The following is a 25,844-nucleotide window of genomic DNA, read 5'->3' on the forward strand; positions in this document are numbered from 1 at the left end:
TAAGCGCCGGATAAGCGAAGTGGCGAGAATATGCACGCGATGCCCCCTGGTGGACTTGACCAAGAACCGTTCGTAACCTGTTCGTGATCCTGTGTTCGATCAAGGAGCGCTCGGAAACATGCACTTACGGCGGTTCACACGGTTGTTCGCGGCCTCCGCGCTTGTCCTGGCGCTGCCCGCCCTGCCTGCGACAGCACAGCCCACGACCCAGGCCGACGCGGTCGAGCGGTACCGCGAGCTCAACGTCGAAGCCGAGCAGGTGCACCAGGACTTCCTGCAGGCCACGGAGGACAAGGTCGCCAAGCAGGCGGAACTCGACAAGGCGACCGCCGACCTCGCGGCCGCACAGCGCGCCGAGGCCGCGGCGAAGGACAGCCAGGCCCGGTTCCGTGGCCAGGTCGACGACCTGAGCAGTGCCCGGTTCCGCGGCGCCCGCTTCGACAAGATGATGGCGTTGCTCACCGGCAAGTCCGAGCGTGACTTCCTGGACAGAGCCACCGCGTTGGGTGTGCTGGCCGAGCAGAGCAATCAAACCCTGCGGGACATGGCGGACGCGGTCGCCGCGACGGAGAAGGCGCAAAGCCAGGCGTCACAGGCCCAGCACACGGCGACAACAGCCCGGGACGCCGCGGTCAAGCTGACCAACGAGATCGCCGCGCGACAAGCGGCCCTCGACACGAAGATCGCGAAAGTCAAGGCGGACCTGGACAAGCTCACCGCGGCGCAGAAAGCCGAACTGGCAGGACCGCCGGACCCTGTTCCCCCAACCCCGCCGCCCGCACGCACCACTCAGCCCAAGCCGCCCGCGCCGACCAAGGCGCCTGCGCCGCCGCCCTCCACGGGCGCACCCGCCGACGCCGCGGCACGAGCGGTGGCCGCCGCTCTGAGCAGGCGCGGTGACGCTTACGTCTGGGGCGGCACCAAACCCGGCGGTTTCGACTGCTCCGGCCTGACACTGTGGTCCTACGCCCAGGCGGGAATCTCACTCCCCCGCACCAGCCGTGCCCAGTTCGGCGCGGGCATATCCGTGCCCAAGGATCAGCTGCGCCCCGGCGATCTGCTGTTCTACGGCTCCAGCGCGGGCTCGATCCACCACGTGGCGATGTACGTCGGTGGCGGCAACATCGTGCACGCGTCGACGTACGGGGTGCCGGTCAAGTCCGGGCCGATGTCCATCGGCGGTCGGGATTACTTCGGTGCGCGACGAATCGTCGGCTGAGCCGCACGACAACGCACGGGCGCCCCGTGCCGCCGCAGGGACGCCCGTGCCGGGAAACGGTTAGAGCGTCGCTTCCCACGCGGTCACCGCGCCACCGGTCACCTGGTCGATCCAGGCCCGGTAGCCGGGGACGCTGTTGTACAGGCCGGGGCCGTTGAGGCAGTTGGCGCTGTTGTTGCCGGAACGGCTGGTGGCACCGGTCAGTTCACCGTTGAGGATGGACGGTCCACCCGAGTCGCCGTAGCACGCGCTGGTCCCGGGCGCGCCCTGGAAGCAGATCTCCTTGCCCGGCTTGAAACTGGCCGTGCACCGCGAGTCGGCGACCCTGGTGCTCTCCACTTCGCGCAACTGCGGTGACGAACCACCGCAGCCCGGGTTGCCACAGGTCTGGCCGTGGCCGATCAGCGTGTTGACGCTGCCGACCGGCGGGTGGTTCGCCGCAATCCTGATCGGCTTCGACGTGGCCGCCCTCGACAGCCGCACGACGGCGATGTCGTTCTGGCCGAGGGTGGCGCTGGCCGCGGTGATGACCTCGCCACCGGATCCGGTGTTGACCGAACCGATCCGTGCCGTGAACCCACCACCGGTGGAGCCCTGGACACAGTGCTTGGCGGTGACGAGCCACTGCGGCGCGATCAGCGAAGCACCGCAGAAATGACGGCCACTTCGTTGCAGTGAAGCGAAGAAGGAGTACGGCGTGGTGACGACCCGGCCGCCGATGATGAACGGTTGGGCCTGCGGTTCAGCCTGCTGGACGGCCTGGGCCGGAGCACCCAGCCCCAGGCCGACCGTCGAGACGACGGCGGCTGCCGCGAGCATGGTCAGACGACGAATCCACATTGTTGCTTCGAACCTCCTACAGAGCAGGGGTGTCCGGCAGGTCGGACATCTGTAGTGCGGTAACAATCGACACCTGACCGTAGTGGGCTGTAATGTGTCGTGGTACCCCCCGTTAGTACCAACCTCGTTGCAGTGGAAAATTTCCGGTACACAGCGTTTTCCGAGTAGGATTTGCGTAACGGCACTGCGACCGCCTGATACGTTTCCGTCACCGCATGCCGCTAACACCTGACGCCGTTCGTCGACTTTTTCCGTGTGACCTCGAAGCGAGCGATCGGCGACGATCTGATCGAGAGGAAGATCGACGCTGCCTTGGTGGGACGACGCCGTGTCGCAGGCAGCGGGCGAGGTCAGGCGCTGAGTCAGGGAGGACGGCCTGGGGTCCGGAACACGCGAGCAGTGGCTGCGGGAACCGGCGCGGTTTCAAGCCGTCCTTCGACGCGGCCACCGCCGTCGCCGACTACGTAAAATGGCGTACCGAGAATCCACGGTAGGACAGATCAGGTGACGCGGCCGGGCGCGTCACCCCACTGTTCGTAGGCGCGGCTCGCGAGCAGGTCACGCAACCGGTCCATGGCGTCCCAGACGTCGACAAAACGGGTGTACAACGGGGAAGGGCCGATACGCAGCCGGTTGGGCTCCCGGTAGTCGCAGATCACCCCGACGTGCCCGAGCGCCTGGCAGATCCGCCACGCGTCGGGGTGTTCCAGCGTCACATGCCCACCACGCCGGTCGGAGTCGAGCGGCGAAGCAACCCGCATCCCGGTCGGAGCGAGGTCGATCACGAACTCGCCGAGCCGCTTGCCCTTGTCCCGGATCCGCGCCACCCCGGCCTCCTCGACGACCGCCAACGCCGGATCCACCGCGGCCAGGGACAGCACGGGCGGGGTGCCGACGAGGAACCGCTCGATCCCGTCGACCGGGTGGTAGTCCGTGCCCATCCGGAACTGGTCGCGTTGCCCGAACCACCCCCAGATCGGCTGCCGCAGCGTCGACCGCAGTTCCTTGCGGACGTAGAGGAACGCTGGTGCCCCCGGGCCGCCGTTGAGGTACTTGTACGTGCACCCGACGGCCAGATCAGCGCCGGAAGCGTGCAACTGGACGGGAAACACACCCGCGCTGTGCGAAAGATCCCACAGCACCACCGCTCCAGCCCGTCGAGCCAACGCGTTCACCGCGGCCATGTCGTTCAACGCTCCCGAACGATACGACGCGTGGGACAGCACGACGAGCGCCACGTCGTCGTCGAGCGCGGCCGACAGCTCGTCGAGATCAAGTCCGGCATCCACATCAGACGGCAAAGCCCGCACCGACAGGCCGCGTTCGGCGGCGAGCCCCTGCACGATGTAGCGGTCGGTCGGGAAATCCTCGGCGTCGAGCACGATCGTGCGCCGCTCCGGACTGCCCGCCAGCACAGCGGCCGCCAGCTTGTACAGGTTGACCGACGTCGAGTCCGACAGCACGACTTCGCCAGGCCGGGCACCGAGAACGTGCTCAGCGAGCCGATCACCGAGCCGGCTCGCCCAGTCGATCCACGTGTGCCACGTCCGGACAAGCCCCGTGCCCCACTGGTCGCGCACCACCGCGTCGAGGAAATCCGCGGTGGCGGCGGGCAGCCGTCCGAGTGAGTTCCCGTCCAGGTAGACCAGGCCCGGGTCATCGATCACGAACCGGTCCCGCAGCCGCGCAAGGGGGTCGGCCGCGTCCAGTTCCTCCGCCATCCGACGCGTGATCATGCCGACCAGCATGGCTGATCCGTCCCGGCAGTACCAGTCGGATGCGCCGAGAGCTCGAGTGTTCAGCCGGGTTCTAACCCGCGTAAACACTCACGAGCAGACCGGCCATCCGGACACCGGCTGTGTGCCCGCTTCGATGTGCCGTCACGTCAAGGCAGTGCGCGGGTATTCCGGACAGGTAGAGGTCCCCGACCAGGTCGAGCAGTTTGTGCCTGGCCGGTTCGTCCGGGTACCGGGGTTCGTTGCCGTATCCGTCGGGACCGATCAGCACGACGGACTCGATGTCGAGGCCCTGTCCCAGACCGCTCGCGAGCAGAGCCGTCACTTCGTGTGCGTGTGCGATGGTCCGTGCACGGGATATGCCGCTGATGTACTCATCCGACATCACGCACTGCACTGTTTGTGGGACACCGAAACATTCGTACGTGTAAGTCCAATGACCCGTGCCAGGCCGGACGCGGATCCAAGCGTCGCCGTCCTCGACGAAGAGCTCCCTGTCCGGCAGTACCACGTCCTGGGGCGGGAGTTCGTCGACGTCTCCCAGTACCCCGACGAAGTCCGCCGCGCTGCCGTCCAGCGCGGGCAGTTCCGGGTAGGACAGTTCGACCTCGGCATCGGTGATCTCCATGCCGGAGAACGCGCTCATGATGTGCTCGACCGTTGCCACGTCGCCGAGCGTGGTGTGCCTTGTGGTATCGGTGACCGCCTCCGGTGCCGCCGGTATCCGCGCTTCGCCGTGCCGGAAGGCGATACCGTTGTCCCCGGGGTGGACGGTCACTCGTACCGGGCGCCCCGAGTGCAGCCCCCTTCCGGTCAGTCGAACCGGTTTCGCCACTGTCCTGCGGGGCACCCTCACTCGCCGCGCTCCAGCTTCTCGATCCGTTCGTGCAGGTGCGGCAGCCGGGCCACGATCCGCAGCCCCTCGGCCAGCGGGCGCGCGGGGACACCGTAGTACGCGCCGGGTTCCCGGATGTCCTTCGTCGTCAGCGTCCGCACCGCCAAGGACACGTCGTCCGCCACTGTCACGTGGTCCGCGACACCGGTCTGCCCCGCCATCGTCACCCTGTTGCCCAGCACGGCGCTCCCGGCGACGGCCGACTGACCGCAGATCACCGTGTGGTCGCCGATTCGCGTGTTGTGTCCGATCTGGACCAGGTTGTCGAGCTTCACCCCGTTGCCGAGTTCCGTCGCGCCCGCGGTGGCCCGATCGACCGCGCTGCCCGCCCCGATCTCCACGTCGTCGCCGATCACGACACCCCCGACGTGGTCGACCTTCTGGTGCGCGTCGCCGTCCCACCGAAACCCGAATCCGTCGGCACCCAGCGTCACGTGGGCGTGCACGATGCATCGAACGCCGATCTCCACGTCCTGGTAGAGAACAACATGGGGATACAGCACGGTGTACTCACCGACGGTGCACCCCTCGCCCACGTAGCAGAACGGGAAAACCTGCGCGCCCGCGCCGATCCGCGCACCTCGCTCGACCACGACGTACGGCCCGACCGACGCGGTGTCGTCCACTTCGGCCGACGCATCCACGACCGCGGTCGGGTGGACACCCGGCCGCGACGGCAGTGGTCGCCGGTACATCGTCAGGAACTTCTCAAACGCCACACGGGGTTCGTCCGCGACGAGGTGCGGCCGGTCGACCGCCACCCCGGGCGGCACGATCACCGCACCGGCCGTGTGCGCGGTCAACTGCCGCAGATACTTCTTGCCCTGGCAGAAAGTCAGGCCTTCCCGGTCGTCCGAATCGACGGGAACCGGCCTCGTCACCCGGAAATCCGGGCCGCTGCCGACCTCGGTACCCAACAACCCGGCCAGCTCGGCCAACGACCAGCTCATGCACGCACCTCCCGGTAGAACGACGAGATCCCCCGCAACGACCGCTCGGCAACGAACTTCTTCAGCGTGCCGACCAGTTCCGTGCTGTCGTCGGGCTCCTCGCCCGCCCGTAATCGGTGGAACGCGGCCCGCAGCGCCGCGTACTCGTCACCGCGGATCCCGGCTCGGCGCAGGCCGATCACGTTGAGCGCGCGATGCGTGGCCGGATTGCCGTCCACAGCGCAGAACGGCAGCACGTCACGGGTCACCTTGGCCATCGCGCCAACCATTGCCCTGCTGCCGATCCGGACGTGCTGGTGCACTCCCGTCATACCTCCGATCACCGCATGATCGGCCACCGTCACGTGCCCGGCGAGCGCGGACTGTTGGCAGACAACGACACTGTCGCCCACCCAGCAGTCGTGGCTGATGTGGGTCTGGCCCATGATGAGGCAGTCGGCGCCGATCCGGGTCGGCCGGGCCGGTGTGGTCGAACGGTGGATGATCGCACCTTCCCTGACCGCGGTGTTCCGGCCGATCTCCAGACATGTTCCACCAAGGGAGAACGACAGGACTTGCGGATCGCCGCCGATCACCGCGTGCGCGTCGACCCGCACACCGGACGCCAGCCGAACCCCGGCGTGGATCACCGCATACGGTCCGACCTGGACGTCGTCGGCGACATCAGCCTCATCGGACACAACAGCGGTTGGATGAATTCTCGGTGACTGGGTCACTCGCCGAATTCTCGCACAGCTTTCAGTTGAGTTTGCGGGTATCGGCGGGCAAACCGCCACCCGCGTACACATCTTCGGCCAATTTGGCCAACGCGGTGAGCGCGACGTTCTGGCTCCACGGACCGTAGGAAACCCGGGACACGCCGAGCCGCCGCGCCTCGGCCAGCGGGATCGAGCCCGGAATGCCGATCAGGTTGACCTTGCGTTCCCCCAACGCCTCCACCAGCCGCTCGACCTGACCGACATCGAGCTTGCCCGGTACGAAGACGTTCGACGCTCCCGCGTCAAGGTAGGCGCGACCACGCGCAATCGCTTCGGTGAGCACGTCTTCGGGGTCCCGGCCCGGCGACCTGATGAACGCGTCCGTGCGCGCGTTGAGCACGAAGTCGACACCGGCGGACTGTGCGGCGGCGACCGCCGCCTCGACCGCCCGCACCGACTCGTCGAGCGGCTTCATCTGGTCCTCGAGGTTGCACCCCACGGCGCCGACGTCGATGGCCCTGGCGACGGTGCCGCCCGGGTCGCCGTAACCGGCCTCGAGGTCCGCCGTCACCGGCAGGTCCCCGGCCACCCGCACGATCAGGGCGACCTCGGCGATCATCTCGTCACGGGGGATCTTCTCGCCGTCCGGGTAGCCGCGGGAGGCCGCGATGCCGTGGCTCGGGGTGGCCAAGGCGTGTGTGCCGGGTGTCTCGGCGACGACCTTGGCGGTGATGGCGTCCCAGACGTTCACCACGAGCAGCAGTTCCGGCGCGGCGTGCAACTCCTGCAAGCGCGTCGCCTTGTCAGCAGTGGAGATCATGTCCGCCAATGTACGAGAGGTTCCCGGCTGCCGCGCGCCCGGACCACGTGGCGGCCCTCACCCCGTGTGGGGCCGCCACGGGCGTCATGACCCGGCGATGACCGGCACAGGGGCGCGGTCGAGGAAGTCCTCGTCCGCACCGGCGCCACCGCGGTCGGTCAACGGGATGCGGTCGTACACGGCGGGATCGAGGTTGTGCACCTGCCCGCTGGTCACGGCCGTCAGGATTCCGTCGAGGCCGATGCCGACCGCTCTGGTCAGCATCTCCCGGTGGCGTTGCCCCAGGGTCTGGGTCTGGCCGCGGACCTCGAACAGCACCGCGCCGGAGCCGTTCAACGTGAACGTGCCGAGCCCGGTGCCGGGGAGGTTGATGTCCTGCGGGTAGAGGGTGATGTTGCCAAAGGCTGGCCGCTCATTGGCGGCACCCTGCAACGCGTTGTACGCGGCGACGTTGAGCTGCTTGTTGTACTTGAGGTTGTAGGAGTCACGGAACTGCGCCCATTCCGCGCCTTCGGGTGTGTTCGGGTCGGCGACGAACTTGCCGGACAGGCTCAGCGTGACGAACCTGCTGGTGCCGGGAACCTTGTAGCACGCGCCTTGGTGGTGCAGGTCGATGTAGGTGTCGACCTTGCCGAACTCCTGCTTCAGTCCGAGGTAGACGTCCCGCACGGTCTGCGACTCCGGCGTGACGAACCAGCCGGGCTTCGCCGACGTGCCGGGGAAGTCCTGCGGCCGCGGCCGGTAGGTCAGGTCGGGGTGGTAGTCGCGGTTGACGTCGAAGCCCGGCTTGGTGCGGTAGTCGTCGCCCTGCTGCTGCCCGGTGATGTAGTTCCACGCGGGCGGTGCGCCCCGCAGTTGCGGGAACCGGGCCTGCACCTCCTGCCACGTCATGTCGTTGCCACGGCGGTCGAGCTCGGCCGCGTCCGGGTTCATCTTGGGGATCGCGACGATGGTGAGTTCCCGGCGGATCGACTGGGCCTTGCGGGACTCGGACGTGCCGAGGTGGTCGAGCAGGCGGAGGATCGCGTCGGTGCCGGTCTTCTCGTTGCCGTGGATCTCGCTGGTGATCAGGATGACTTTGCGGCCCGTGCCGACCCGGGCGCTCTGCACCAGGCGACCTCGGTTGGACCTGCCGACCTGGGTGACCTGGACCTTGCCCGCGCTCACGCGTTCGATGCGCGCCAACTCGTTGAGCGTCTCCTGGTAGTCGGTGAACTCGGAGATCGGGTTCTCACGAGGTGTCTCGCTACACGCCTCGGCGGCGCTGGCCGAGCTGATCGGTGCGACCACGGTCGGAATCGCGAGCGCGCTGCCCAACATGATCGCGCTCACCCATAGCGCCGGTCGACGCTGACTGGTGACATGCATGCGATCCATTCAACCGGCGCGGCTGTCAGCGCGACAGCGCAGAAGGAATGGTTTCGTGGAGCAGATCAGGGCCCGCTTCACCGTCGGCGCCGACGGCGCGCGCTCGACGGTCGCCCGCCGCCTGGGCCTCGACGTCAACCGGCGGCTGATCATCGGTGTCGAGGAGGTGTTCCCGGTGTCGGCTTCGGCTGTTCCCGCGTTCCACTGCGTCATCGATCCGCGCCTGGCCCCCGGATATCTCGCTTGGCTCGTCGACGACGGGCGGAACGCCCACGTCGGCCTGGCCGGTCGGCCCGCGGGCCTGACCGCGCCACTCCCCCGCCTGCTGCGGACATTCCTGGAGCGGTTCCCGGGGGTGCCAACGCCGATCGGGCCGGCACACCGCCGTGGTGGACCGATTCCTGTCGGCGGGGTGTTGCGCCGGATCGTGAACGCCGACGGCTTGCTCGTCGGTGACGCGGCAGGGGCGGTGTCACCGTTGACGGCCGGAGGCCTCGATCCTTGCTTGCGTATGGCGCAACTTGCTGCTGGCGTCACCTACGACTACTTACGCACCGGCGATGCGGGTGTGTTGCGGCACTACGACGGCTCTGCTTTTCGCGCTCGGTTCCGTCTTCGGCTGCTGTTGAGGGATGTCTTCTCCCAGTTGCGAACCCCGGCCACGGCGGAGGCCGCCTTCTGGTTGCTGCGCACGCCGTTGGGGCGTGCGGCCGCTGCGCGTGTTCTCTTCGGCAGCGGGTCGTTTCCGCCTCAGTGAGACGGCCTGTTATGACGAGTTGGGATTGCCCCATACGCCCACGCGCTGGACAACCTCACACGTGTAGGACAGGAACCCCTGCCGCCGGTGCTCCATGCCGGTGTCCCGTCCAACACGAAGGAGTCTGTGGTGCCCATTCGACGAGGGCTCGGGTTGCTGGCTGCCGCTGGTCTGCTGGTGGCCGGGATCGCCGCGGCCAATCCGCCGTCCGCCGAAGCGGACGTGGCCGCGGTGCCACCCGCCGAGCTCAATTCCGGCGTGACCAGGGCCGGGACAGCTGTTCCCATCGACATGGCGTTGACCTATGGCGGTTCACGGCGAGCGGAGATCCGGGCGCCCGGGTCTACGTACATCAAGGTGCATTTCGGTTCGTTCAAGCTCGCCCACGGCGACTACGTCACCGTGGCCAGCCCCGATCGACGTGAAGTGCACACCTACTTCGGTGAGGACGCCCGCGGCTCCGCCTTCACCAAACACGGCGGGTCCGGCTTCGCGGCGATGTCCGTCGACGGTGACACCGCGATCGTGACTCTGCACGCCACCGGCTCACGAAACCCCGCTCGGCTCGGCGTCCGGATCAACCAGTACTTCCGCGGCTACGACACGGCCGAAACCGCCGCGCACAACCCCGGCACCCTCAGCGTGTGCGGGACCGATGCGCGTCGGGACGTCGCCTGCTACCAGACCAGCCATCCGACCGAGTACACCCGTGCCAACGCCGTCGCACGGCAGTTGCTCAACGGCATCGGCCACTGCACCGCGTGGCGTGTCGGGAACACCAACAGGATGCTGACCAACCAGCACTGCATGGAGAACGCGTCCGACCTGCGGGCCAGCGAGTTCCAGTTCGACTACCAGTGCGCCACCTGCGGCGGCAACAACCCGCGCACGGGCACGAAGGTCAGCGGCCTCGAACTGATCAAGATCAGTGGGCTCAACCAACTCGACTACGCGCTGTTCAGCGTGAACAACTTCGACCGCGTCCAGTCGTTCGGCACGCTGTACCTCGAGACCAGGGAGTCCATCGCGGGCGAACGCATCTACATTCCCGGCCACGGGGACGTCAAGCCGAAACGGTTGTCCCTCTTCGAGGACAGCCAGGGCGGCGCCACGTGCAAGATCGACACGGTCTCCGCGGGCGTCAACACCGGCTACCGGTGCGACACGTCCGGCGGCAACTCGGGTTCGCCTGTTCTCGCCGCGTCCTCGCACAAGGTGATCGCGTTGCACCACCTCGGCGGCTGCCCGAACTGGGGAACCCGGATCAAACTCGTGTACGACCAGATCAGGACCGACATCGACAACACCCCTCGATGACGGACCCATCGGCCGTTGTTCGGGTTATGCCGAATCGGCATGGACCGATGCCCGCGCCGCGCGCTACTTTCTCGGAAGTGGGCGTGCCGGCGTGGGAGGTGCCCTTGGATGTGGAGATCCGGCACCTGCGGATGCTCGTGACGATCGCCGACGCGGGAAGCGTGACCGCGGCGTCGAAAAGGCTGGGGCTGTCCCAGCCCGCACTGACCGCGCAGTTGCAACGGATCGAACGCAACCTCGGCGGCAGCCTGTTCGTCCGCCGCACCGACGGCTCGGTCCCGACACCGCTGGGCCAGGATGTGCTCAACCACGCCCGCGCGGTGTTGTGCGGCGTGCAGAGCATCCGGCAACGAGTCGCGCAACACCGGCAACCGCCGACGAACGCCCCGGTCCGGATCGGCGGCTACTGCGGTTTCCTGCACGTCCACGTCGCACGATGGGTCGCCCAGGCATCCTGGGCGACCGGCGTGCGGGTGTGGGAGGAGTTGATCCCGCAGTCCACAGTCGACATGGTGGCCCGCGGCGACCTGGACATGGCGCTGTTCTACGAATGGCCGGGCGGCGAGGTCACCCTGCCACCAGGACTGCGCGGCCAGGCGATCTACCCGGACGAACCGGTCTTCGTGATCATGGCGCACGACCACCCACTGGCGAAGCACCGAAGCGTGACCCTGGCGGACATAGCCGACCACCCGTGGGCGGACGAACCACCCGGGCTGACACCGTGGTCGGTGTATCGGCAACAGGTGTGCCACCGGGCCGGAGTGATCCTCGACCAGCAACACCACTCGGTCTTCGTCCCCACCGTGCACCAACTGGTCCTGGCCAGGCTGGCGGTGGCCCCCGCGATCGCCACGGCACGGGACCTGCCCGGCCGGATGGTGGTCCGCAGCCTGGACGACAACCCCATGCGCCAGACGCTGAAACTGGTGTACCGGACGGATGGGGCGGTCGCGGCTCACATAGAGGAGTTGACGCATCAGATCGTGCAGGCTTACACGGCACGGTCGCAGTGCAGCACGGCTTTCGGTCACTGGTGGGCCGACCAGGGGCGGCATCTCGCGCCGTCGTTCTGAGTACGGTTCGGCGATCGTGGCGAAGGAATGCGAAACGGTGTTCTGGTTGATGAAGTGCCTGGTGAAAGAGTGTGGTCCCCGCGTACGCGGGAATGTGCTCTCCGAAGCAGTGATCAGGGTCAGTCAGGTCCACGCAGGGTGAAGATCACCCGCAACACGTGCTCGACGGCCGCCGGGAACACCGCGCCACGCAATTCGTCGCGTGTGCCGAGGTTGTGGGCGGCGAACTCGAGCATCCGGTCCTTACCCATTCGGCGGACCACGAGTCCCGCGATCTCCTCCAGGTCCAGGTCAGGGTGGTCCAGACGGATGAGGGCGAACTCGACAACGAGTTCCTCGTCCGTCATGGACCCTCCTTCCCTATGCCGACTGAGCATAGTTCATTTGTCTATCGCGGCGGCTTGATCGACATCACGTGGTGGAAGACGTCCCGCGGGTCCCAGCGGGCCTTCACTTGCTGGAGCCTCCGGTAGTTGTCCTTGTAGTACAACGCGTGCCATGGAACGCCGGATGTGTTCCACTTCGGATCGGTGGTGTCGCTGTCCGGGTAGTTGATGTACGAGCCGTCGTTCACGCCGTTCGGAGCGGGAACGCCACCGGTTTCCTCGTACATCGCGCGGTACCAGCGGCGGATCCAGTCGAGGTTCGCCTGTTCTGCTTTCGGGTCTGTCCAGGAGACCGTGTAGATCACCTTCATGATGCTGTCGCGTTGGGGCAACACGGTCGCGTCCGGCGCCACGGTGTTGACTTTCCCGCCGTACGACAGCAGCCAGAGCAGGGCACTCTCGTTGTTGTGGTCCGTGCTGGTCAGGTACTCGTACGCCGTCTCGATCTGCGCGTCGGTGAAGCGCTTGCGCAGGTAGGCGGCTTTTCCTTTGTACATCCCGGATTCGTCGTTCTGGCTGAGCGATCCGAGCTTCACCGCCGCCAGCCACGGCCGCCGCGTGACCGGCAGTATCGTCGTCGTCCCCGGCACTGCCCTGGTGACGTCCGCGATGTAGGCGCTCAGCAGTTCGTCCGCGTCGGGCAGGGTTCCGTCCATCGACACCACCATGCCGAACCCGCCGGGCTCGGTGCCTTTCATCTTCCTGGTGATCAGCAGCGGACTGAACAGACTGGCGTACCGGGACCCTGGTGCGCTGTTGCGCTCGTGCCATTCGCCGTAGTTGCGCAGCAGCCTGGTGAACGACTCCTTGGTGATGTCACGCCAGTTCCACCCGACGCCGGTGCTGATCGTGACAGCGGGCGGCTTCGGCAGCAGCCGGGACGGGTCGCTTCCGGTCGCGCCGGGTGTTCGCATCCAGTACCGGGTGACCACGCCGAAGTTGCCGCCACCGCCTCCGGTGTGCGCCCACCACAGGTCGTGGTTCTCGTCATCGGGTTCACGAGTCGCGACCACGGCACGCGCCCGTCCCGAGCGGTCCACCACGACGACCTCGACCGCGTACAGGTAGTCCACGACCGAGCCGAGCGACCGCGACAACGGACCATATCCGCCGCCTTGGATGTGCCCGCCCGCCGCGACGCCGCCGCATTGGCCGCCCGGGATCGTGACGCCCCAGGTCAGGTACAGCCGCTGGTACACCTCCCACAGCGACGCACCTGGTTCGATCATGAACGCGTTGCGGCGCTGGTCGAACGTGATCTGCCGCATCGCCGACAGGTCGACGACCACCTCGGTGCCGTCACCGACGAAGTTCTCGTAGCAGTGCCCGCCGCTGCGGACCGTCACACGCTTGCCCGCCCGCATCGCGTCGTTCACCGCCCGTACGACCTGCTCGGTCGTGGTGGGCAGCCGGAAGTACTGCGGACGCGGGAAGAACCGCTCGTTCGTGCGACGCAGCACAAGGTCCTCGTAACGGGCGTCGCTCGCCGGGATCGTGGCGGCCGTCTCCGGCTCCGCAGCCGCCGCCTCACCGCCGACCAGGGCCGTACCACCCAGCACCGTGCCACCCAGTGCGGCTGTACCGGCGAGGAATCGCCGTCGTGTGGGACCAGACATGTTTTCCCCCAACACTTTCGTGGTTGTATCTGCTCACGGGTGACGCTAGCGGCCCCGCTGCGGCGACGACATCCGTCTGGACGCACTCCGGAGGTGGGCCTAGGCCCACCTCCGGGTAGCGATTCCTGGTTTGGAGTTTCCGCTGTCCTGGGAACCCTCCGGCGTCGATGGACGCGGTGCATGACACAGCGGGGGACGAGTGGCCAAGGACAGCGAGGTCCCACCTGGTCTGGCGGCGGCAGTCGCGCTCGGCGGGGAGACGGGTGCGCAGTTCGCTGCCTACGACTGGGCGGCGCACCCGGCGACCGGGCCAAGACGGCGTTCCTGACCAACGTCAGCCACGAGTTCCGCACGCCGCTGACGGTGCTGCTCGGCCCGCTCGACGACGCCATCGCCGACAGCGGTGGCGACCCGGAGCAGGTCGAACGCCTGGACACCGCCCGCCGCAACGCCCACAGGCTGCTGCGGCGCGCGCGTCAGCGGGGCCGAACGCGAACGCGCCGAACGCGAACGAAACCAGGTGCACACCAGCAAAGCGCAGTTCTCCGCGCGACCCGGCACCGCGGAGTCCATTGAGGACATCCTGGCCGCGCTCGTGTCGTCACCGGGCACGTCGCTGGACGCCGACACGGTCGCGATCGCCACGACCGACGTCGGCTCCGACCAGATCCGCATCCACTACGCCGGTACGCTGCCGACAGAACTGCGGGACCGCTACCACGCGGTCGCCCCCGACGCGCCGCTGCCCTGGACCGACGTGATCGCCATCGGGCAGCCTCTCGTCATCGCCGACACAGCCGACGCCGACCCGCGGTACGAGGCCGTCGTCCGCGACTGGTCCGGCAGCGTCCGCGCCGCGGCCGTCTACCCGTTGAAGGGCTCCGCCGGAGCGGTCCACGGTTCGCTCGCGCTGCTCTGGTCCACCCCACACCTTGGGACCCGGCGAGCTGAACGCCCTCACCACACTGTCCGCGCGGACCTACCACGCGCTCGACCGTGTGCGCGCCATCCAGCGCGAACACCAGATCGCCACCGACTTCCATGACCACCTGCTCGACCTCGACCGGCGGCCGTCGTGGCCGCACGCTACGAGCCGACCGCGGAGGCCATGCGGGTCGGCGGCGACTGGTACCTCGTCGCCCCGTTGGACCATCCGGCACGCGTCGGCGTGTCCGTCGGTGACGTGGTCGGGCACGGCCTTCCGGCCGCCACCGTGATGAGCAAGCTGCGCAGTGCGCTCACCGCAGCGGCGTTGACCGTGAGCGACCCGCGAGCGCGCCGCCGCTGCGCCACCAGTTCCGCGCGTGGCTGACCGGGCTGGATCTGGGCGACGTGCTCGTGCACGACATCCTGCTGGCGGTCGGCGAAGCGGTCAGCAACGCCATCGAGCACGGCAGCGGATCGAATCCGCACGCGACCGTGTTCGTCGAGGCGTTCGCGGACGAGAACACGATCACCACCACGGTGTCCGACACCGGGCGCTGGACCAGCGACTCGTCGGCCAGCCACCGCGAGGCCCAGCGCGCACGTGGCCCAACTGGACGGCCACGTCACCACCGCCACGATCACGGGCGAGATCGACGTGACCAACGCCGACGACCTGGCCGGATCACTTGGCGAAATCCCCGGCGAGCAGGCGCTCGTGCTCGACCTGAGCACCCTGAGCTACCTCGACAGCGCCGGGTTCGCGGTGCTCGACCGGATCCTGTCCGAGCGTCCCGTCGTGGTCGTCCTGGCACCGGGGAGCAAACTCCGCAGGGCGGCCACCCTCATGGGCTGCACTACCACGATGACGTCGCCACGGCCCAAGCCGCCGCGCGAGCGCAGACCATGCCATGATCGCGGGATGGCCACGATCGTCGCCTTCCACGCCCACCCCGACGACGAGGTGCTGCTGACCGGCGGAACGCTGGCGCGGTTCGCCGCCGAAGGCCACCGGGTGGTGATCGTCGTGGCCTGCGACGGGATCGTGCGCCCCGAAGCCACCGGCCCGGCGCTGCGGGCCCGCCTCGACGAACTGCACGCCAGCGCCGCCGCGCTCGGCGTCGCCAGGGTCGAGCACCTCGGTTACGCCGACACGGGGCACGGCTCCAGGCTGTCGGCGGACCCGCCGGGGCGGACCAGGTTCGGCAACGCCCCTGTCGACGAGTCCGCGGGCAAGCTCGCGGACCTGCTCCGCGCCGAAGACGCCGACCTGCTGCTCAGCTACGACCCGAGCGGCGGCTACGGGCACCGCGACCACGTCCGCGTCCACCAGGTCGGGGCGCGCGCGGCCGAGCTGACCGGAGTCCGGGTCCTGGAGGCCACGCTGCCCCGCGAGCCCGTCGTCCGGCTCTTCCACGCGTTGCGCGTGCTCAGGCTGGTTCGCCGCTATGACCCGCAGGTCATCGCCACCAGCTACAGCCCACGCTCGGCGATCACCCACCGGATCGATGTCCGGCGGTACGCCACCCACAAGCGCGCCGCGCTGGCCGCCCACCGCTCCCAGACCCACGGCACCGGCCGGGCCGCGCCGTTGTTCCGTGCACTGGCGGCCCTGCCCGCCCCGATCTTCGGGCTGCTGCTCGGCCGCGAGTGGTTCGTCGACCCCGCCTCTGGCTCCACCCGCACCACCAGCGACAATCTTTCCCACTAGAGCTGTCCGCCGTGCACGGCGTGGTCCGGGGTGCGGTACCTTCTCGAACGGCATTCCCAGTCGTTGGCGTCGGTCCACGCATAACCGTCGCCAACGCGGTTACGGCGAACTGGCGGTGGGTACCTCAGGCACGGGCCCGACCAGCCCGCCCGTGTATGAGGAGCTGCGCACCGCATGCTTGATGACACCGGCCCGGATCCGTCCCGGCCCGCCGTGACCATGTCCGCCGATTCCGTGCGTGCGTGGGCGCGCGCCCTGCCAGCGCCGGCATGCGAGGTCGTACTGGGCGCGGACCTCGACCAGCCCTATCTGTTCCACGTGTTCGCCGGAGTCGGCACAGCGCTGTCCGCCCAGCGACGGGCGGTAGGCCAGTGGGCACGCGGCCTCGGCCTCGGCGGTTACGGCGCCGACGACATCGTGCTCGCCGTGGACGAGGCAGTCACCAACGCGATCGAGCACGGCTACCGCGGCCGCACCGAGGGCGAACCCGGCACGGTGGGGCTGTTCTGTGGCAACAACCCCGACCAGCGGATGGCGTGCGTCATCGTGGCCGACAAGGGCTCCTGGCTGGCCCCGAGTGCTCCCGGGGTTCGCGGACGTGGCCTGTTGTTGATGGGAAAGCTCGCCGACAGGTTCGACCTCTACCCCGCCGACGGGGGCACGGTCGCGTTGCTCGGCTGGTTCACACACTGAGTACCGGGTCAAGCCACAGTGCACAGTGCACAGGCGTGTGACTCGCTGTCCGCACACGGCTCCTCAACGGGCTTTCGGTAGATCAGGCGCAGGTTCTGCGGTCCGGCGGCGGTCCGGTGGCGTTCGAACAGGGTCTCCAGCAGGTCGACCACCGGGCGTCGGCGATGGCGGTTCATCACCGGACGCCACAGGAACAGCACGAGGTCCCCGCCTGGTTTCAGGACCCGGTGCGCCTCGCGAACCGCGCCGACCGGGTCGGGCATCTCCTCCAGGCTGTAGCCGTAGAACAGCGTGTCGGCCGTGTCGTCGGCCATGGGGAGTTTGCAGCCGTCGCCGGTGACGCACACCGTGTCCGCGCCCGGCAGGCCGTCGAGGTCCTGCTGGAGGGATCGCGTGCCACGGGCGGAAGGGTCCAGTGCGATCAGGGTGCTGCCCGCACCGAGGTGGGCTTTCAGTGCCCGCGTGTAGAAACCGCCGCCGCTGCCGACCTCGAGGCACACCCCGCCGGGCTTGCGGGCGATCACGCGGACGTCGTAGCGGGGCAGGTCCCAACCCAGTACCGCACGCAGCGCCGGGCTGCTGATCAGCTTGTACAGCGCGGCCGGCGTGCGCCATCCCCCGCGGACAACGGGGTCGGACGTGCGCTCAATCGTGGTCATGCTGTGGTTTCCTTCGTTTTCGGGAGGGCACGCGCCGCTGCGATCGCGGCGACGACGAACAGGACGGCACCGGTGACCATGGCCAGGCGCAGGCCGTCGACGAACGCGGACTTGGCCAGTTCCACCAAGTTCGCACCGGCGTCCGCGGGCAGGCCCGAGGCGATGGTGATCGCCTCGGTGAGACCGTCGCGGGCAGGAGTGGCGGGCATGCCCGCGGCGTACGCGGCAGTGGCGAGGCTGCCGAGGACAGCGACACCCAGTCCCGCGCCGAGTTCGTAGGCGGTTTCCTCCACGGCCGCTGCCGCGCCTGCTTGGTGCGCCGGCGCGGCGGCGAGCAAGGCGTCGGACGCCGCCGTGAGGGACACCGAGACGCCGAAGCCGATGGCCCCGAGGACGGGCCCCAGCAGCCAGAGGTTCTCGGTCTCGGTCATCCCGGCCGCGGCGCACAGCAGGGCCAGCGCGCCGATCGCGAAACCGGCGAGGGTCATCATGCGGTTGCCGAACCACTGCAGCAACGGACCCGCCACGACACTGCCGACCACGGCCGCGCCCATCACGAACAGCAGTCGCAGCGCGGCCTGCATCGGCTCCAGCGCCAGCACCAGTTGGAGGTACTGGGCGAACAACAGGCCAAGGCCGACAACGGACATCAGCACGAGCAACACACTGCCGACCGCGACCCGGAACGCGGGCTGGCGGAACAGCGACACGTCGAGCAGCGGCGCGGTCAGGTGGCGTTGCCGGTTGACGAAGACCGCCAGCAGCACGAGCCCGATCAGCCCGGCGAGCGGGCCGAGCACGTACATCGCCCCGCCGTGCGGGGTCTGCTTGACCGCGAAGGCGACTCCGACGACGCCGAGGGCGGCCAGCACCGCGCTGCGCACGTCCCACGGGCCGTCCGGCGGGTCGGCGGATTCGGGGATCAGCCAGTAGGTCAACGGAATCGCCAGTACCATCACCGGCACGTTGATCAGGAACGCGGCGTGCCACGAGAACGTCTCGACCAGGAAACCGCCGAGCAGCGGCCCGAGCACCGCGCCGGAACCGGCGATGCCGCTCCAGATCCCGATCGCCATCCGGCGCTCGGCCCGGTCGGGAAACGCCTGGCGCAACAGGGACAGCGTGGCAGGCATGATCATCGCGCCACCGACGCCGAGCAACGCCCGCGCCGCGATCAGCACCGCCACGTTTCCAGCCAGCGCGCAGGCCAGCGACGCCAGCCCGAACACGACGTAGCCCAGCACGAGGACCTTGCGTCTGCCGTAGCGATCGCCCAGCGTGCCGAACGCGAGCAACAGAGGCGCGGCTACCAGCGAGTAGGCCGCGATGATCCACAACTGGCCAGTGGCGGACGGACGCAGGTCCGCGGCGAGGGCGGGCAAGGCCATGTGCAGCACTGTGGCGTCCACGGAGACCAGCAGAAGACTGGCGCAGAGGACAGCCAGCACGACCCAACGCCGACGGATCACAGGCATGGGCCCCGGCTCGTCATCAGTGGTAACGGGATGCACGTCTCCACTGTGACCAAGACCTGTCGTGCCCACCTCATCCCTGAGGATTCTCTCAGGTCATCCTTTGGTCGAACCTCGACCCCGACCCGAGTGGCCGTGTTTCGTGTGGTAGAGACGTCAGCGCACCGTTGCGGCGGGCAGAACCACCGTGTGGTACGACTCGATCCGCGAAACAACGGACTCCCGAGGCCCCTGCCGCCAGATGTCGCTGCCGTAGAAGGCGCCCTCGAGCTCTTCGCGCTGTTCCACGGAGTCGAACGCCCGGATCAGGTACGCCTCCTCGTCGCCGTCTTCGCTGACCATCGACGCGCCGCTGGCGACGACGTGGATGCCCGCTGCCGCAAGGAGGGGAGTGACTTCGTCCCGCATGATGGAGACGAAGTCGTCGATCGTCCCCGGCTTGAGCCGGTACGTTCGGATCTCCAGGATCATCGTGTCCTCCCCCATGGTCGACAGGCCCCAGGGTAGTGCCGGACGCGATCACGCGGGGTCGGGAACGAGGACGACCTTGCCCGCCGCGGTACCGGACTCCGCGAACCGCATCGCGTCGGCGACGTCCAACAGCGGGAAGGCGCGGGCGATGCGTGCGGTGATCGCACCGGCGGCGACCTGCCCGAACACGGCTTCCATATCCGCGCGCAGTGCGGCCTGGTGGCGCTGCGGGTTCAGCTTGCGGCCCGCCCAGATGTTGAAGAACGTCGCGGAGCGGCCGTTGGGCAGCGCGTTCCACAGCAGGAGCTGGCCGATCAGGGCCAGTACCGGCAGTTTGGCGTTGCCCTGCTGGTCACGGGTGGCGGCGGTGCCGTACGACACGAGCACTCCGCCGCGGCCGAGCATCGACCACGAGGTGCGGATGCCTTCGCCGCCGACGTGGTCGAACACGGCTTGCACGCCGTTCGGGGCGATGGCACGGACCGCGGCGGCGGTGTCGGTCTCCCGGTCGACCGCGATCGCGCCGAGCTGCTCGACGTACGGCATGTGCCGCTTGGACACGATCCCCACGACCTGGGCGCCCATGTGCTGGGCGAGCTCCACCAGCAGCGAGCCGACCCCGCCGTTGGCGCCGAGCACGACCACGGTGTCACCACGGCCGACCTTGCCGATCGTGAGCATGCGCCGTGCCGTGACGCCGTTGACGATCACCGCTTCCGCGGCCTCGGCGGTCACGCCGTCCGGCACGGGAACGAGGTCGCTGGTGGGCAGCACCAGCCGGTTCGCCCAGCCGCCGACCTTGGTCAACGACGCCACCCGCTGCCCGACGACGAACCCGGAGTTCCGGTCGCCGAGCGCCTCGATCACGCCGACGACGTCGTAGCCGGGCACGAAGGGGAACGGTGGCTGGTCGTAGTACTTGCCGCGGCGCATCTGCTGCTCGGCGAACGACACCCCGGTCGCCTCCATCCGCACCAGCGCCTCCCCGCCCGCCAGCCGCGGCACATTCCTGGTGCGCACCTGCAGGCCCTCCGGCTCGACCACACCGGGCAACTGGATCTCCGTGATCATGATGTCTCCTCCGTCTGGCGTCCTGCCTGATGGGGACAACGATGCCGGGGCGGTGGCCGCGGTCGCGTCGGTGACGATTACGTAGATCACCGCCGAGTACGCAGTCACAGGTCAGAGCGAGTTCGCGGCTAGGTCGTGTTTCACATGTCCGGTCGATGAGAGGCGGGATCGGGGCGGTTCCTGGCGTCGCCGCGCGGACGCCGGAATACTGGTTGTCTTTTGGTGTTCGCGCGGTGGCGTCAGGGACCGCATCCGGCCCGGCTATCGCGATCGGACATGTGAAACACGGCCTAGGTAGTCGTCACCGACGCGAGCGGGACCGCGCCAGGGGAAAGGTTGTTGTCAGCACACAGCGACTCGAACTCTCTCGGAGGAAACAATGACCACCCAGCGCCCCACTCTGCTCGTCCTCATCTCGGCCTGGGCCGTCGCCGTCATGGTCGCGGGCCAGTTCGCGATGATCGCGATCGTCCCGGTCGCGCTCGTGCTCTACGGCAGCCTGCGCGGCCCCAGCGTACCGCTGCTTCGCTGGTCAGGCGTCGCGCTGGCCGCCGTCTACGCGACCCCGCTGGCCATGTGGGCGATCGGCCCCGACCGCGCGCCGAGCCTGTCCAAGGACATGCACCCCGCCCTCGCGGGTCTCGTCGTCGCCACGGCCGTCGTGGTCGCCGTCGTCAACCACCTCGCGCGGCGCAGGTCCGTGGCGAAGGCGGGGTGAGATCAACCCTTGAGCGCCCCGGTGGTGAGACCTTTGGTGATCTGGTTGTGCATGATCGCCGCCACCAGCAGCACGGGGACGACCGTGATCAGCATCCCGGCGAACAGCGTGACCCAGTTGGTGCCGTAGTTCGCCGCCTGGCCGAGCTGGAACAGCCCCAAGGGCAGCGTCATGTTCTCGTCGGACTGGATCAGCACCAGCGCGTAGAAGAACTCGTTCCAGTTCTGCAGGAAGCTGATGATCGTCACGGAGGCCAGCCCCGGCCCGAGCAGCGGGGCGATCACCGAGAGGAAGGTCCTGGTCGGGCCGGCGCCGTCGACGGCGGCGGCCTCCTCCAGTTCCCCCGGCAGCGTCCGCATGAACCCCACCAGCACGAACACGTTGAACGGCAGGTTGTAGGTCGCGTAGACCAGGATCAGCCCGAGCTTGGTGTCCAGCAGACCGAGGTCCAGCAGGGTCAGGTACAGCGGGATGAAGGTCACCATCCACGGCACCATCAACCCGAGCAGGAACACAGTCAGCACCACACCGTTGCCCCTGAACGGGATCCGCGCGAGCGGGTAGGCGGCGAACGCGGCGACCACCACGCCGAGCACGGTCGCCGACACGCTGACGATCACACTGTTGCCGAAGTACGACCCGACGTGCGCGTCGGCCCAAGCGTTCGCGTAGTTCTCCCAGTGCGATGACGTCGCCCAACTCCACGGCGAGGTCTGCAGGAACTCGGTGTTCGTCTTCATCGACGAGTTGAACACCCAGGCGAACGCGCTCACGCTGGACAGCGCCACGGCGCCGAGGCACAGGTAGATCACCAGGTGGTTGCGGCGCCACGGCGCACGGTCAGTATTCGAGCGGATCACGCTTCAGCACCTTGTTCAGGATGACAGCCACCACCAGGATGATCACGACGAGCACGACGCCCATCGTCGCCGCGTAGCCGAACTGGCCGAACTCGAAAGCGATGCGGTACGACAGCGTCCCCACCAGCTCCGTCGACATGAACGGGCCGCCGCGGGTCATGATGTACACGTACGCGAACGCCTGCATGCTCTGCACGAACCAGAGCACGATCAACACCCGAAACAGGTCGCGCATCATCGGCAGCATGACGCTGCGGAACACGCGCCACTCCCCCGCCCCGTCGATCCGGGCCGCCTCCAGCACTTCCTTCGGCAGCCGCTCGAACCCGGCCGACAGCAGCACGACCCAGATCCCGATGCCGTGCCACACCGTGACGAACGCGACCGACGCCAGCGCGGTGGCCGGGTCGCCGAGCCAGGTCTTGGCCAGCGCGCCGAGCCCGACGTTCGCCAACGCCGGGTTGATCAGCCCCAGTGTGGGGTGCAGCAGGAACTTCCACAGCAGCGACACGATCGCGACCGACAGCACGACCGGCGCGAAGACCACGAACCGGAAGAACCGTTCGCCGCGGAGGCGCTGGTTCAACGCCCACGCGATGGCCACCGCGGGCGGGAACAGCATGCAGCCGCCGATCAGCGTGATCAGGAACGTGTTCGCCAGCGCACCGCCGTAGTCCGGATCGCCGAACAACCGCTGGTACTGCTCGAGCCCCACGAACCGGGACATCCCGGTCCGCGAGAACTCGTTGAACGACAACACGACCGTACTTCCCAGCGGGTACAGGAAGAACACCCCGAGCAGTGCGACCGCCGGCAGCAGGAACGGGATGACGATCCGCCGCTGGGCGACCCGGTACACAGCGAAGCCCCTCAGTTGCCGTGGACCCGGCGCAGGCCCTTGTCGAGCTCGTCCAGTGTCTGCTTGGCGTCCTGCTTGCCGAACATCAGCTTCGCGATCTGCGGGTACACGACGTCCTTCGCCTTGCTCTGGGTCAGCGCGTACTCACGCGGGTTGAACGCGTCCGCCCCGGCCATCACCTTGTCGATCCCCGGGATGCCGGGCGGGCTCGGCACGCCGGTCACCGCGGACACCTCGCCGATCTCGTCGGCTCGCTTGGTCTGCACGTCGACACTGGTCAACCTGCGGGCCCATTCCAGTGCCAGCGGGATGTTCCGGCTCTTGGCGGCGACGGCGACGTTCTGCAGCGCGGCCATCATCGCCTTCTGGTCACCCGCGCCACCCGGCACGGACGGGAACGCGACCACGCCGATCTCGAAGTCCCGGGGGATGACGTTGGCCATCTCGCTGACCAGCCAGGTGCCCATCAAGATCATGCCCGCCTTGCCCTGGAAGAACTGCGCCTGCGCGGCGGTGAAGTCCGTCCCCTCGAACCCCTTGAGGAACGAGCCCTTGTCACGCAACTGCTGCAGCATCTGCAGGCCCTGCAGGAACCCGGGGTTCTCGGTGATGTGGCCCTTGCCCTCGGTCAGCACCGCCCTGGTCTTGTCGTAGCCGACCGTGCGCATCCAGAGGTGGTCGCTCCACATTCCCATGTACGGCTCGAACAGGCCGGTGATCGCGATCGGGTCGACGCCACCCGCCTTGAGCTTGTCGGCCACCGCGAGCAGTTCGTCCCAGGTCGTCGGCGGCTGGATGCCCTGCTGGCGGAAGATCTTGGCGTTGTAGAACAGCACGTGCAGCGACAGCTCGGACGGGACGCCGTAGATCTTGCCGTCCTTGGGGTGCTGCATGAACTTGCGCAGTGTGGGGTTGAACCGCTCCAGCCACGGCTTGCCGGTCTGCGGGTCGACCTGTTCCAGGTACGGCTTGAGGTCGAGCAGCGCACCGCTGTCGGCCCATTCGACCTTCGCCGGGTTGGTGCCGTCGAACATCTCGTAGTCGACGTCGAGCGGCTTGCCCGCGCGCCAGCGCTGTTCGATCGCCGGACGGGCCAGGGTGTTGGCGAACGTCAGCTTGATGTCCGTGCCGCTGTAGTCGGCCTTGACGCCGTCCGCGATCCCTTGCAGCAGCTTGAGACCGGGCGTGCCCTCGGCCGACAGCACACCGACCTCCAGCGCCCTGCCCTTGATCGAGTCACGCCAGTTCGCCGGGTCGGGCCCGGCGGTCGGCGTACCGCCGCCACCACTGCAGCCGGTCACCACGAGGCTGAGCGCCACGGCCCCCAGGGCGGCCAGCCTGCGCATCGGTGTCATCGAGGAACTCCTTCTTCGGCGCAGCCTGACGTGCGCGCGTTCCAACTCATCCGTTCAGGGAAACTGATGCCCACAATGGACAGAGGAGGAGCCCGCACCCATCCCCCCAGTGGATCGGCGTGTTCTTCTCGGCGCAGAACATACTCGGCCCGGGCACGGATTGGCCAGCCGGTTGCCGCGATCATTTCCGGGAGCGCTCCCAGAGCCGCCCGAACAAAGCTCCACAGTGGAACAGACGCGCGGAAACCGCAGGTGCCCGGCGCACACGGCGAACGCTGCGGAAAACGGCAGATTCGCCGTGTGCGAAACGGCACAGTGGGCAACCCGGTCAGGACGGGCGGGTCCCCATCCCGTCCACGACCGCTGTCCTGGACGACCAGGTGCTGTGCAGCCTGCCGTTGGTCCATTCCCGCGTCCCGATGAACCGGCCCGTCTTCGGGTCGACGACGATCTCCATCTTGGCCACACCGCCGTCGACGCCGATCGCGACACCGACCTGCCCATCCAAATTGGAAGACTGGTCGGTGATGCGCAATGACGGCATCAGCGCGAGCGCCCGGTAGTAGGCCGCCCGGATCCGGGCCGGTGCCGCCGGGGAGCCGATCACGTAGCCGGTCTGCACCAGCATCTGCACGTCGGGGTGCTGGCCCCGGTCGGCCGTTTCCCTGCGCAGCTGGTCGTACAGCTCCTGCTGGCCGGTCGGTATCTTGTCGTAGGCCTCCGGTGGCGTACCGCCGAACCAGCCGTTGCGGCCGTCGCACGGCTTGCGGCCCGCCTCCGCGGCGCCCCAGTCGCCGCAGGGCGCCCGGACCACTTCGGCGGCGTTGCGCTTCGGCAGGTCGAGGTCGATCCCCTCGGCCTTGACCTCTTGCTCACTGCCGACGATCCACTTGCGCTGTCCCTTCGGGTACCGGCCCATCCACTCCTGCCTGGGGTCGGCCGGGATCCACAGCTCGGGCGTGGACTCGTTCACGAATTCGTAGACCTTGTTCTTCCCGCCGACGTAGGCCAGGTGCCAACCGTGCGACCTCGAGTACAGGTACTGGCCGGGTTTGAGCACGGGATCCACGTTCTTGATCTCGTCGGCGGCCTTGATGAGCACCTCGGCGGCGGAGGCGTAACGCGGGGAGTCGGTGAGCGTCGGCGCGACCAGCGCCCCGGGCACGATCGCGGCGACGACCGCGGACGCGGCAACCCACCTCCCCCAGTGCCGCCGCCGCTTCGGCCTCGGCGCCTCGGTCGTTTCCGCCTTGGCAACCGCTTGCATCAGGTTCTCGCGTGTCTTGCGCAGCACTTGTTCGTCGGGCTCGACAGCATGCAGGTCGGCGAGCGCACGGGTGAGTACCGGCGGCAAGAAGTCCTCGTCAGTCATC

General features: G+C 68.3%; 27 protein-coding genes and 1 pseudogene. 11 read left to right on the plus strand and 17 right to left on the minus strand.

From position 1 onward, the window contains the following. The first annotated feature begins 118 nt into the window (after positions 1–118). On the plus strand, positions 119–1,219 hold the full coding sequence (locus tag ALI144C_RS19880) for an NlpC/P60 family protein (RefSeq protein ID WP_076988740.1): 1,101 nt from the start codon (positions 119–121) through the stop codon (positions 1,217–1,219). A gap of 60 nt (positions 1,220–1,279) precedes the next feature. Here the strand turns inward: ALI144C_RS19880 and ALI144C_RS19885 are convergent, their stop codons facing one another. The 7 genes from ALI144C_RS19885 to ALI144C_RS19915 form a co-directional block, all read right to left on the minus strand. Then, positions 1,280–2,059 carry a S1 family peptidase gene (locus ALI144C_RS19885; protein ID WP_237774227.1) on the minus strand — a complete coding sequence of 260 codons (780 nt, stop codon included), beginning with the start codon at positions 2,057–2,059 and terminating at the stop codon, positions 1,280–1,282. A 500-nt stretch (positions 2,060–2,559) separates the two neighbouring features. Beyond that, entirely contained in the window at positions 2,560–3,795 is a 1,236-nt protein-coding gene (kynU, locus tag ALI144C_RS19890; protein WP_076988742.1) for a kynureninase, read from the minus strand. Between the two features lie 73 nt (positions 3,796–3,868). Then, entirely contained in the window at positions 3,869–4,651 is a 783-nt protein-coding gene (locus ALI144C_RS19895; RefSeq protein ID WP_083753206.1) for a UDP-3-O-acyl-N-acetylglucosamine deacetylase, read from the minus strand. Then, a complete protein-coding gene (gene lpxD / locus ALI144C_RS19900; RefSeq protein ID WP_076988610.1) occupies positions 4,648–5,640 on the minus strand; it encodes a UDP-3-O-(3-hydroxymyristoyl)glucosamine N-acyltransferase in 993 nt (330 codons plus the stop codon). The genes ALI144C_RS19895 and lpxD overlap by 4 nt, the downstream gene beginning before the upstream one ends. After that, a complete protein-coding gene (locus ALI144C_RS19905; protein ID WP_202818999.1) occupies positions 5,637–6,320 on the minus strand; it encodes a hypothetical protein in 684 nt (227 codons plus the stop codon). The genes lpxD and ALI144C_RS19905 overlap by 4 nt, the downstream gene beginning before the upstream one ends. Before the next feature lie 58 nt (positions 6,321–6,378). After that, on the minus strand, positions 6,379–7,158 hold the full coding sequence (locus ALI144C_RS19910; protein WP_076988743.1) for an isocitrate lyase/PEP mutase family protein: 780 nt from the start codon (positions 7,156–7,158) through the stop codon (positions 6,379–6,381). Between the two features lie 84 nt (positions 7,159–7,242). Next, positions 7,243–8,526, minus strand: a complete 1,284-nt coding sequence (locus tag ALI144C_RS19915; RefSeq protein WP_083753208.1) for a M14 family zinc carboxypeptidase — start codon at positions 8,524–8,526, stop codon at positions 7,243–7,245. Here ALI144C_RS19915 and ALI144C_RS19920 point away from each other — a divergent pair. The 3 genes from ALI144C_RS19920 to ALI144C_RS19930 all read left to right on the plus strand — a co-directional run bounded on the left by ALI144C_RS19920 (position 8,525) and on the right by ALI144C_RS19930 (position 11,676). Beyond that, on the plus strand, positions 8,525–9,283 hold the full coding sequence (locus ALI144C_RS19920) for an FAD-dependent monooxygenase (protein ID WP_143230741.1): 759 nt from the start codon (positions 8,525–8,527) through the stop codon (positions 9,281–9,283). The genes ALI144C_RS19915 and ALI144C_RS19920 overlap by 2 nt on opposite strands. 129 nt (positions 9,284–9,412) lie before the next feature. Further along, entirely contained in the window at positions 9,413–10,600 is a 1,188-nt protein-coding gene (locus tag ALI144C_RS19925) for a trypsin-like serine peptidase (RefSeq protein ID WP_083753228.1), read from the plus strand. A gap of 77 nt (positions 10,601–10,677) precedes the next feature. Further along, positions 10,678–11,676: a LysR family transcriptional regulator gene (locus tag ALI144C_RS19930; RefSeq protein WP_168211298.1), complete on the plus strand. Its 999-nt coding sequence runs from the start codon at positions 10,678–10,680 to the stop codon at positions 11,674–11,676. Positions 11,677–11,795: 119 nt separating this feature from the next. On the opposite strand, the gene ALI144C_RS19935 is transcribed toward ALI144C_RS19930, so the two are convergent. After that, entirely contained in the window at positions 11,796–12,023 is a 228-nt protein-coding gene (locus ALI144C_RS19935) for a hypothetical protein (RefSeq protein ID WP_076988612.1), read from the minus strand. Positions 12,024–12,064: 41 nt separating this feature from the next. Further along, a complete protein-coding gene (locus ALI144C_RS19940; RefSeq protein ID WP_076988613.1) occupies positions 12,065–13,678 on the minus strand; it encodes an FAD-binding oxidoreductase in 1,614 nt (537 codons plus the stop codon). Positions 13,679–13,858: 180 nt separating this feature from the next. On the opposite strand from ALI144C_RS19940, the gene ALI144C_RS59095 reads away from it, so the two are divergent. The 6 genes and pseudogenes from ALI144C_RS59095 (at position 13,859) to ALI144C_RS19975 (ending at position 17,006) form a co-directional block, all read left to right on the plus strand. Next, on the plus strand, positions 13,859–14,254 hold the full coding sequence (locus tag ALI144C_RS59095; RefSeq protein ID WP_076988614.1) for a sensor histidine kinase: 396 nt from the start codon (positions 13,859–13,861) through the stop codon (positions 14,252–14,254). Then, the gene (locus tag ALI144C_RS19950; protein WP_076988615.1) at positions 14,199–14,723 is read left to right on the plus strand and encodes a hypothetical protein; all 525 of its coding nucleotides are present in this window, start codon (positions 14,199–14,201) and stop codon (positions 14,721–14,723) included. The genes ALI144C_RS59095 and ALI144C_RS19950 overlap by 56 nt, the downstream gene beginning before the upstream one ends. A gap of 30 nt (positions 14,724–14,753) precedes the next feature. Further along, positions 14,754–14,990 carry a SpoIIE family protein phosphatase gene (locus ALI144C_RS19955; RefSeq protein ID WP_076988616.1) on the plus strand — a complete coding sequence of 79 codons (237 nt, stop codon included), beginning with the start codon at positions 14,754–14,756 and terminating at the stop codon, positions 14,988–14,990. Positions 14,991–15,001: 11 nt separating this feature from the next. After that, positions 15,002–15,157: pseudogene (locus ALI144C_RS59100) on the plus strand (ATP-binding protein); the annotation flags it as partial. A gap of 49 nt (positions 15,158–15,206) precedes the next feature. Beyond that, positions 15,207–16,313: a PIG-L family deacetylase gene (locus ALI144C_RS19970; protein WP_083753210.1), complete on the plus strand. Its 1,107-nt coding sequence runs from the start codon at positions 15,207–15,209 to the stop codon at positions 16,311–16,313. A gap of 174 nt (positions 16,314–16,487) precedes the next feature. Then, positions 16,488–17,006: an ATP-binding protein gene (locus tag ALI144C_RS19975; RefSeq protein WP_076988617.1), complete on the plus strand. Its 519-nt coding sequence runs from the start codon at positions 16,488–16,490 to the stop codon at positions 17,004–17,006. A gap of 8 nt (positions 17,007–17,014) precedes the next feature. On the opposite strand, the gene ALI144C_RS19980 is transcribed toward ALI144C_RS19975, so the two are convergent. From ALI144C_RS19980 to ALI144C_RS19995, 4 genes are all read right to left on the minus strand, one after another. Further along, a complete protein-coding gene (locus ALI144C_RS19980; RefSeq protein ID WP_076988618.1) occupies positions 17,015–17,665 on the minus strand; it encodes a class I SAM-dependent methyltransferase in 651 nt (216 codons plus the stop codon). Further along, entirely contained in the window at positions 17,662–19,140 is a 1,479-nt protein-coding gene (locus ALI144C_RS19985) for an MFS transporter (protein ID WP_076988619.1), read from the minus strand. Before ALI144C_RS19985 ends, ALI144C_RS19980 begins: the two co-directional genes overlap by 4 nt. A 153-nt stretch (positions 19,141–19,293) precedes the next feature. Continuing rightward, positions 19,294–19,608 (minus strand): NIPSNAP family protein, encoded by a 315-nt coding sequence (locus tag ALI144C_RS19990; RefSeq protein ID WP_076988748.1) that lies wholly within the window; start codon positions 19,606–19,608, stop codon positions 19,294–19,296. A 48-nt stretch (positions 19,609–19,656) separates the two neighbouring features. Beyond that, positions 19,657–20,679 carry a medium chain dehydrogenase/reductase family protein gene (locus ALI144C_RS19995; RefSeq protein WP_076988749.1) on the minus strand — a complete coding sequence of 341 codons (1,023 nt, stop codon included), beginning with the start codon at positions 20,677–20,679 and terminating at the stop codon, positions 19,657–19,659. Positions 20,680–21,058: 379 nt separating this feature from the next. Between ALI144C_RS19995 and ALI144C_RS20000 the strand changes: the two genes are divergently transcribed. Further along, a complete protein-coding gene (locus ALI144C_RS20000) occupies positions 21,059–21,397 on the plus strand; it encodes a hypothetical protein (RefSeq protein ID WP_076988620.1) in 339 nt (112 codons plus the stop codon). A gap of 2 nt (positions 21,398–21,399) precedes the next feature. Here the strand turns inward: ALI144C_RS20000 and ALI144C_RS20005 are convergent, their stop codons facing one another. The 4 genes from ALI144C_RS20005 to ALI144C_RS20020 all read right to left on the minus strand — a co-directional run bounded on the left by ALI144C_RS20005 (position 21,400) and on the right by ALI144C_RS20020 (position 25,843). After that, positions 21,400–22,257, minus strand: a complete 858-nt coding sequence (locus ALI144C_RS20005; protein WP_076988621.1) for a carbohydrate ABC transporter permease — start codon at positions 22,255–22,257, stop codon at positions 21,400–21,402. Further along, positions 22,238–23,116, minus strand: a complete 879-nt coding sequence (locus tag ALI144C_RS20010) for a carbohydrate ABC transporter permease (protein ID WP_076988622.1) — start codon at positions 23,114–23,116, stop codon at positions 22,238–22,240. The genes ALI144C_RS20005 and ALI144C_RS20010 overlap by 20 nt, the downstream gene beginning before the upstream one ends. 11 nt (positions 23,117–23,127) lie before the next feature. Next, on the minus strand, positions 23,128–24,471 hold the full coding sequence (locus tag ALI144C_RS20015) for an ABC transporter substrate-binding protein (protein WP_076988623.1): 1,344 nt from the start codon (positions 24,469–24,471) through the stop codon (positions 23,128–23,130). Between the two features lie 328 nt (positions 24,472–24,799). Beyond that, positions 24,800–25,843 carry a CU044_5270 family protein gene (locus ALI144C_RS20020; protein WP_076988624.1) on the minus strand — a complete coding sequence of 348 codons (1,044 nt, stop codon included), beginning with the start codon at positions 25,841–25,843 and terminating at the stop codon, positions 24,800–24,802. Position 25,844 lies beyond the last annotated feature (1 nt).

It is taken from the genome of Actinosynnema sp. ALI-1.44, from assembly GCF_001984155.1.
Lineage (GTDB): Bacteria > Actinomycetota > Actinomycetes > Mycobacteriales > Pseudonocardiaceae > Kibdelosporangium.